This window comes from Streptomyces sp. NPDC054849 (genome assembly GCF_053610945.1).
The window spans coordinates 1-7315 of sequence record NZ_JBSGZI010000177.1; the positions used below are offsets into that span (position 1 = coordinate 1).

Below are 7315 nucleotides of genomic sequence, written 5' to 3' on the forward strand. Positions count from 1 at the left end.
TTTTTTTTATTTTTTTTCTTTTTGTGTTTTTTTTTTTCTCTTTTTTAATCCCCCTTGCCTCGGTTTTAATCGGGGCGTTAATTTGCTTTGGTTAATTGTGGGGGTGGGGGTGGGCGGGGGGGGCAAACCCCCCGCCGCTCCGCCTCAGAGGTACTGACCGGTGTTGGCCACCGTGTCGATGGAGCGTCCGGTGTCCGCGCCCTGCTTTCCGGTGACGAGGGTGCGGATGAATACGATCCGCTCGCCCTTCTTTCCGGAGATTCGGGCCCAGTCGTCCGGGTTGGTGGTGTTGGGCAGGTCCTCGTTCTCCTTGAACTCGTCCACGCAGGCCTGGAGGAGGTGGGAGACCCGCAGGCCCTTCTGGTTGTGCTCGAGGAAGGCCTTGATCGCCATCTTCTTCGCACGGTCCACGATGTTCTGGATCATCGCGCCCGAGTTGAAGTCCTTGAAGTAGAGGACTTCCTTGTCGCCGTTGGCGTACGTGACCTCGAGGAAGCGGTTCTCCTCGGTTTCGGCGTACATCTGCTCGACGACGGTCTGGATCATGCTGTGGACGGTGCCGTCCTTGGAGTCCTGGTGTTCGGACAGGTCGTCCGTGTGCAGGGGCAGGGAGGCCTTGAGGTACTTCGCGAAGATGTCCTTCGCGGCCTCGGCGTCCGGACGCTCGATCTTGATCTTCACATCGAGGCGGCCGGGCCGCAGGATGGCCGGGTCGATCATGTCCTCGCGGTTGGAGGCGCCGATGACGATGACGTTCTCCAGGCCCTCGACACCGTCGATCTCGGCGAGGAGCTGCGGGACGATGGTGTTCTCCACGTCCGAGCTGACACCGGATCCGCGGGTGCGGAAGAGGGATTCCATCTCGTCGAAGAAGACGATGACGGGGGTGCCCTCGCTCGCCTTCTCCCGGGCACGCTGGAAGACGAGGCGGATGTGCCGCTCGGTCTCGCCGACGTACTTGTTGAGGAGCTCGGGGCCCTTGATGTTCAGGAAGTACGACTTCCCCTGGGCCTGGCCGGTCACCTCGGCGACCTTCTTGGCAAGGGAGTTGGCGACGGCCTTGGCGATGAGCGTCTTGCCGCAGCCGGGCGGGCCGTAGAGCAGGATGCCCTTCGGGGGCCGCAGTTCGTGTTCCTTGAACAGGTCGGGGTAGAGGTACGGGAGCTCGACCGCGTCGCGGATCAGCTCGATCTGGTCGCCCAGGCCGCCGATCTTGTCGTAGTCGATGTCGGGGACCTCTTCGAGGACGAGGTCCTCGACCTCGCTCTTGGGGACGACCTCGTAGACGTAGCCAGAGCGAGGTTCGAGCAGCAGGGCGTCGCCGGGGCGGATGGTGATGTCCAGGAGCGGCTCGGCGAGCCTCACCACCCTTTCCTCGTCGGTGTGCCCGACGACCAGGGCGCGCTCGCCGTCCTCGAGGATCTCCTTGAGGGTGACGATGTCCCCGGCCCGCTCGTATGCCATGGCCTCGACCACGTTGAGGGCCTCGTTGAGCATGACCTCCTGGCCGCGCCGGAGGTCTTCCGGGTCGACGCTGGGGCTGACGTTCACGCGGAGCTTCCGGCCTCCGGTGAAGATGTCGACGGTGCCGTCCTCGTTCGCCTGAAGGAAGACACCGAAGCCGGCCGGCGGCTGTGCGAGCCGGTCGACTTCCTCTTTGAGGGCCACGATCTGGTCGCGGGCCTCACGGAGGGTATTCGCGAGTCGTTCGTTCTGTGCGGATACGCCGGCCAGATTTGTCTGCAGCTCGATGATCCGCTCTTCGAGAATCCTCGTGTGTCGCGGAGAGTCGGCGAGCTTACGTCGCAGGACGGCGATTTCCTGCTCGAGAAAGGCAACCTGGCCGGCGGGGTCCTCAGACCCTCGCCCGGGCCGGATGCCGCGGTTGATGTCGTCGTCGTGGGCTGCCACGGTCCTCACCTCCTCCAAGGGGAGCTGGACGCTTCCTGACCCTACCTGGGCTGGTGGTGATTGAAACCCCTAGATCACAAAGACGGTAGAGGTGTGTCCGATCTTCACCCTTGCGTACTCCCTCACGCCAAGGAAATACCCACCCATCAAACTCGGGAAGCGGCCGGTTGTAAGGTCGAACTGTTCAACACCCGTCAGGGCTCGCGCGACTTGCTGCGAGTGGTGACCGGGATGGATCACTCAGCGCAGGGAACGGCAGGAGATATGACCGTGCAGCAGGACGCTCCGACGGGCGACGTCGGCGGGGCCGGCGAGCCGCTCGAGGTCTGGATCGATCAGGACCTCTGTACCGGGGACGGCATCTGCGTGCAGTACGCGCCTGAGGTGTTCGAGCTGGACATTGATGGTCTGGCGTACGTGAAGAGCGCGGACGACGAGCTGCTGCAGGAGGCGGGGGCTAGCGCTCCGGTTCCGCTGCCGCTGCTCCAGGACGTGGTCGACTCGGCGAAGGAATGCCCCGGGGACTGTATTCACGTAAGGCGCGTTTCGGACAGGGTGGAAGTCTTCGGTCCGGACGCGGAGTGACGTTTCAAACACTCCTGGCGGCCGAGTCCGTCAGCTCCTGGCGGAATTTTCCGTCGGTCCAGCGCCACTTGGCGAGCTGTTTCACGTCGGGGCAGCAGCGCGGGATCTCGGGTGCGGAGTAGCCGAGGAGGCTCGCGGTGACGGTGCGGTCGCGCACGGTGAGTTCCGTGGCGGTCCGGCGTTGTGCGGTGTCGAGGAGGGTGGCGACGACGCGGGGCCGGGCACCTTCGGTGCGGTCCTGGGTGAGGACGTAGATCGCGTGGGGCGGGGTGCCGGAGCCTGCTGCGCAGCGGACGGCGGCCACAGTCTCGGGGCGGCCGTCGCCGTCGAGGTCGCCGTGGGCGGATTCGGTGACGGTCTGCGGGGCGCCTTTGCAGTCGAGGGGGTAGGTGACTGCGGCGGCGTCGGGTGCGGCGGCCGGGGGTCCCGCGGCGGGTTCCGTGGTGGTGGCGGGCGTGCCGGTGGCGGGCGTGCCGGTGGCCGGCTGTACGAGTCCCGCGGTGGCTATGACGGCGGCCATGGCGGTGGCCGTGGCGAGCCAGTGGACGGGCCTGGCGTGGCTGTGGGCCAGGGTGTCCGGGGTCGGCGTGAGCTCGGCGGGGCTGTGCAGCACGCGGGGTGTCTCCTGTGCGAAGGGTGACGGGGAGCCAGCATCGTGCCACACCTCACAGGAAGGTGGAACGGCTGGGTCCGGAGCCGGCGGACCGGCGGGGCTTGCGGGTGGCGGCGGGGCCCGCGGGTGGCGGCGTCCGGGACAACGAAAAGGCGCTGTGGTGCAGTTCCCGGGTCGTGCGGGGAACTGCGCCACAGCGCCGTCGTGTTGAGTCGGCGGTGCGGTTACGCGGAGCGGTCGCTGCCGGGGCCGTCGTAGTCGTCGCCGTAGGCGCCCTTGGCGGGGCGGCGGCGGCGCATCGGGGGCTCGACGCCGTCGGCGAGGCGCCGGGCGGTGACGAGGAAGCCGGTGTGGCCGATCATCCGGTGGTCGGGGCGGACGGCCAGGCCTTCGACGTGCCAGTTGCGGATCATCGACTCCCATGGCTGGGGTTCGGCGAAGCAGCCGATCTCGCGGATGGACTCGACGGTCTTGGACAGCTGGGTGGTGGTGGCCACGTAGCAGCACAGGATGCCGCCGGGGACGAGTGACTTGGAGACGGCCTCCAGGCACTCCCAGGGGGCGAGCATGTCGAGGATGACGCGGTCGACGTCGGTGTCGGACAGGTTGTCCTGGAGGTCGCCCACGGTGAGCTGCCAGGCCGGGTGGGGGCCGCCGAAGTAGCGTTCCACGTTGGCGGTGGCGATTTCGGCGAAGTCCGCGCGGCGCTCGTAGCTGTGGAGCATGCCCTGGTCGCCGATGGCGCGCAGCAGGAAGCTGCTCAGGGAGCCGGAGCCTACGCCCGCTTCGACGACGCGGGCGCCGGGGAAGATGTCGGCGAAGGCCAGGATCTGGCCTGCGTCCTTGGGGTAGACCACGGCGGCGCCGCGGGGCATGGACAGGACGTAGTCGGGGAGCAGGGGGCGCAGCGCGAGGTACGCGACGTTCCCCGTGGTACGGACAACACTGCCTTCGGGAGCACCGATCAGCTCGTCGTGGGGGAAGGAACCCTTGTGGGTGTGGAAATTCTTCCCGGCTTCGAGCGTGAACGTGTAGTGGCGGCCCTTGGGGTCGGTGAGCTGAACCTGGTCCCCGACCTTGAAGGGCCCGCGTCGGCGGGCGGCACCGGTCGGTTCGGACATGTGACCAGTGTATTGGCTTCAGGACTGGGGCCGTGCCATGGCCTTCACGAAGGCCTTCTCGACGTCGAGGGTGGACAGGACGCCGTAGATCGCGCCGTCGGGTTCGAGTACGAGGTATTCGGTGGCGGGGGTGGCGCGGAGGTGGTCGAGGAGTTGTTCGCCGGTGAGGTCCGCGGAAACCTTCATGCCGTCGCTGAGGTCTTGGGCGAGGGTGCTGACGGCGACCCAGGGGCGGCGGTGTTCGGGGACGGAGGCGATGGCGCTCTCGCGGACGATGGCCGTGGGGTCGCCGTGGCCGTCGACGACGACGAGGGCGCGGGCGCCGGCTTCGTTGGCCCGGCGCAGGGCTTCGGAGAGGGGGGTGGTGTTCTCGACGGGGATGGCGCGCCGGGTGAGGGTGCGGGCGCGGAGTTCGGGGAGGTGTTCGCGCAGTCGGGCCATGCGCAGGCTGTTGCCGGCGCCGGTCCAGATGATGGCGGCGAGGATGGCGGCGAGGAGGGCGTCCATGACGGTGTCCATGCCGCCGATCTCCTCGGTGCGGTTGCCGAGGATTCCGGTGTGGGTGAGCAGGGGCAGGCCGAGGAGGACGGCGACGGCGAGGCCGCGGCCGACCCAGGCGGCGGCGACGGTGCCGGCCATGGGTTTGCCGGTGATGCCCCAGATGAGGGCGCGGAGCATGCGGCCGCCGTCGAGGGGGAGGCCGGGGAGGAGGTTGAAGGCGGCGACGAGCAGGTTGGAGATCATCAGGCCGGCGAGGAGGACGCCGGGGACGGTGGCCGGGTCGACGGCTTGCATGCCGAGGTAGAAGGCGCCGGCGAGGAGGAGGGAGAGCAGGGGGCCGACGAAGGCGAGGACGAATTCGCGGCCGGGGGTCTCGGATTCCTTCTCGATCTCGGAGACTCCGCCGAAGAACTGGAGCTGGATACGGCGCACGGGGAGTTTGAAGCGCAGGGCGGCGACGGTGTGCGCGAGTTCGTGGACGAGGACGGAGGCGTAGAAGGCGACGGCGAAGAAGAGGGAGACGAGGTAGCGGACGGGTCCGAGGTCGGGCAGGACCCGGTCGAGCTGGTCGCCGAAGACCCAGGTGATGAGGGCGGCGACGAGGAACCAGCTGGGCGAGACGTAGACGGGTACGCCGAAGGGGCGGCCCATGAGGATTCCGCCGCCCGGTCCGGAGCGCCGGCCTGCGCGCTCGCCGGTTTCGTCGGTGTCTGCCACGTCTGTCCTTCGTTCGGTGCCGGTGTGTTCCAGTGTGGTTCTGGTCGCGTAGGGGTGGTGTCTGTAGCGGGTTGTGATGCTCCGATCATGCAGTGCGAGGGGGCTTGGCGTCGATGGTATGCGTGTGCTGTCGGTGGCGGGTCGTAGGGTTTTGTGCATGACGACGAGTCCCGGTGCTGTGCCTGGTGCAGCCGATGCCGATGCGCGGAGCGCTGTGGCGCCCACTTCGCTCTCCCCTTCGCGGGCGAGCGATTTCATGCAGTGCCCGCTGCTGTACCGGTTCCGGGTGATCGACAGGCTGCCGGAGAAGCCGAGTGCGGCGGCGACGCGGGGGACGCTGGTGCACGCGGTGCTGGAGCGGCTCTTCGACCATCCGGCGCAGGAGCGGACGGCGCCGCGGGCGAAGGCGTTGGTGCCGGGGCAGTGGGACCGGCTGCTGGAGGCGAAGCCGGAGCTGACGGAGCTGTTCCCGGCAGGGGATGAGGGGGCGGGGCTGGCGCGGTGGCTGACGGAGGCGGAGGCGCTGGTGGAGCGCTGGTTCACGCTGGAGGACCCGACGCGGCTGGAGCCGGTGGAGCGGGAGTTCTTCGTGGAGACGGAGCTGGAGTCGGGGCTGCGCTTGCGCGGGATCATCGACCGGGTGGACGTGGCGCCGACGGGTGAGGTGCGGATCGTCGACTACAAGACGGGCAAGGCGCCGCGGCCGGAGTATGCCGAGGGTGCGCTGTTTCAGATGAAGTTCTACGCGCTGGTGGTGTGGCGGCTGAAGCAGGTGGTGCCGCGGCGGCTGCAGCTGGTGTATCTGGGCAGTGGGGACGTGTTGACGTACGACCCGGTGGTCGCGGATCTGGAGCGGGTGGAGCGCAAGCTGCTCGCGTTGTGGGAGGCGATCCGGGATGCGACGGAGTCGGGTGAGTGGCGGCCGCGGCCGACGAAGCTGTGCGGCTGGTGTGATCATCGGGCGGTGTGTCCGGAGTTCGGGGGGACTCCGCCGCCGTATCCGCTGGTGATCTCCCCCGGCTATCGCCGGGAGGTGCCCCCGGCGCGGCCCGGGGCGGAGCTCCCGGCGGAGTCGTGATCACCGGGTCAGGGCAGAATGGGCGGGCCCGCCGTAGCCTTCCGACGAATACGAGGTGGACCCCGTGGCGATCCGCGTCCTGCTGGTCGACGACCAGCCCCTGCTGCGCACCGGCTTCCGGATGATTCTGGAGGCCGAGGAGGATCTGGCGGTGGTGGGTGAGGCCGGGGACGGTCTGCAGGCGCTGGACCAGGTGCGGGCGCTGCAGCCGGACGTGGTGCTGATGGACATCCGGATGCCGCGGATGGACGGGGTGGAGGCGACCCGGCAGATCACGGGTCCGGGGCGGGACGGGCCGGCGAAGGTGCTGGTGCTGACCACGTTCGATCTGGACGAGTACGTGGTGGAGGCGTTGCGGGCGGGGGCGAGCGGGTTCCTGCTGAAGGATGCGCCGGCCAATGAGCTGGTGCAGGCGATCCGGGTGGTCGCGGCGGGCGAGGCGATGCTCGCGCCGAGCATCACGCGGCGGCTGCTGGACAAGTACGCGGGGCATCTGCCGTCGGGTGAGGAGAGCGTCCCGGACACGCTGGGGACGCTGACCGAGCGTGAGGTCGAGGTGTTGAAGCTGGTGGCCCGGGGTCTGTCGAATGCGGAGATCGCGGCGGATCTGTTCGTGAGCGAGACGACGGTGAAGACGCATGTGGGGCACGTGCTGACGAAGCTGGGTCTGCGTGACCGGGTTCAGGCGGCGGTGTACGCCTACGAGAGCGGTCTGGTGCGTCCCGGAGCCCAGTGAGTCCCTTGGCGGGGCCGTCGATGTCGGGATGGGCGTGCGGAACGGGCCGGCAG

The 7315-nt window shown here is 68.4% G+C and carries 7 protein-coding genes; 3 read left to right on the forward strand and 4 right to left on the reverse strand.

The genetic code is table 11. The features are described 5' to 3' along the window. Positions 1-144: 144 nt before the first annotated feature. Positions 145-1911, reverse strand: coding sequence for a proteasome ATPase (gene arc, locus ACWGIF_RS37440; protein WP_453504276.1), 1767 nt, complete (start codon positions 1909-1911; stop codon positions 145-147). 264 nt (positions 1912-2175) lie between these two features. On the opposite strand from arc, the gene ACWGIF_RS37445 reads away from it, so the two are divergent. Next, positions 2176-2496 (forward strand): ferredoxin, encoded by a 321-nt coding sequence (locus tag ACWGIF_RS37445; protein ID WP_453504277.1) that lies wholly within the window; start codon positions 2176-2178, stop codon positions 2494-2496. Positions 2497-2500: 4 nt separating this feature from the next. Here the strand turns inward: ACWGIF_RS37445 and ACWGIF_RS37450 are convergent, their stop codons facing one another. From ACWGIF_RS37450 to ACWGIF_RS37460, 3 genes are all read right to left on the reverse strand, one after another. Next, the gene (locus tag ACWGIF_RS37450) at positions 2501-3109 is read right to left on the reverse strand and encodes a hypothetical protein (RefSeq protein ID WP_453504279.1); all 609 of its coding nucleotides are present in this window, start codon (positions 3107-3109) and stop codon (positions 2501-2503) included. Between the two features lie 224 nt (positions 3110-3333). Next, the gene (locus ACWGIF_RS37455; RefSeq protein ID WP_453504281.1) at positions 3334-4230 is read right to left on the reverse strand and encodes a tRNA (adenine-N1)-methyltransferase; all 897 of its coding nucleotides are present in this window, start codon (positions 4228-4230) and stop codon (positions 3334-3336) included. An 18-nt stretch (positions 4231-4248) separates the two neighbouring features. Then, the gene (locus ACWGIF_RS37460) at positions 4249-5382 is read right to left on the reverse strand and encodes a site-2 protease family protein (protein ID WP_453504285.1); all 1134 of its coding nucleotides are present in this window, start codon (positions 5380-5382) and stop codon (positions 4249-4251) included. Between the two features lie 223 nt (positions 5383-5605). On the opposite strand from ACWGIF_RS37460, the gene ACWGIF_RS37465 reads away from it, so the two are divergent. Beyond that, positions 5606-6526 carry a RecB family exonuclease gene (locus ACWGIF_RS37465; protein ID WP_453504283.1) on the forward strand — a complete coding sequence of 307 codons (921 nt, stop codon included), beginning with the start codon at positions 5606-5608 and terminating at the stop codon, positions 6524-6526. A 64-nt stretch (positions 6527-6590) separates the two neighbouring features. Beyond that, a complete protein-coding gene (locus ACWGIF_RS37470; RefSeq protein WP_453504284.1) occupies positions 6591-7262 on the forward strand; it encodes a response regulator in 672 nt (223 codons plus the stop codon). Positions 7263-7315 lie beyond the last annotated feature (53 nt).